Below are 549 nucleotides of genomic sequence, written 5' to 3'. Positions count from 1 at the left end.
GAAGGCAGGGTCACCGCGGTCAACGCGCCGGCGACATGCGGCCCGAGCGTCCACGCCACCCACGCTGCGGCGATCCACACCGCCAGCGCCAGCACTTCGCCGACGAAGCCGCGCCACAGGCCCATCAGCACGGACAGGCAAAGCGCACCGAGGATGACGTAGTCGGCCCAATTCATGGGGGAGCCGGGATTGGGGATTCGGGATTGGGGATTCGGCAGAGCCAACGACGTCTTCGCGCTGGCGCAAGAAAAAAGTGCCGGGATGCGGATTTTCCGAATCCCGAATCCCCAATCTCGAATCCCGGCTCCTCCCTAATCCCGGCTTTTAACCATCCTCGCCATTCTCTGCGCATCGTCAAAAATGCCGCGCAGGATACGCACCTCGCGCTGGTCGAGGCTCGCGTGCTGAAATAGCTTGCGCAGGCGCTGCTCGATCGTCACGGGCGGGCGGCATTTGTGGAAGACGATGTCGGTGAGCGTCTGAAAAAGATGGCCGAAGAAATACTCCATCTGCGCGGCCGTGGCCGGCGGAGCGGATTTCGGAGCCGCT

General features: G+C 63.4%; 2 protein-coding genes. Both read right to left on the bottom strand.

Annotated elements, in window-relative coordinates; genetic code table 11:
- Positions 1-176: CvpA family protein (locus D1012_RS23310; protein ID WP_199489616.1), on the bottom strand; the 176-nt coding region annotated here is incomplete at its 3' end.
- A gap of 135 nt (positions 177-311) precedes the next feature.
- Positions 312-549, bottom strand: a 238-nt coding sequence (locus D1012_RS22160; protein WP_199489615.1) for an RNA methyltransferase, incomplete at its 5' end; no start/stop codon positions are given.

The sequence above is a fragment of the Pseudotabrizicola alkalilacus genome (assembly GCF_003443995.1).
Lineage (GTDB): Bacteria > Pseudomonadota > Alphaproteobacteria > Rhodobacterales > Rhodobacteraceae > Pseudotabrizicola > Pseudotabrizicola alkalilacus.
Note: the sequence above shows the minus strand (reverse complement) of the source record. Positions and strands in the feature narration are given on the sequence as shown.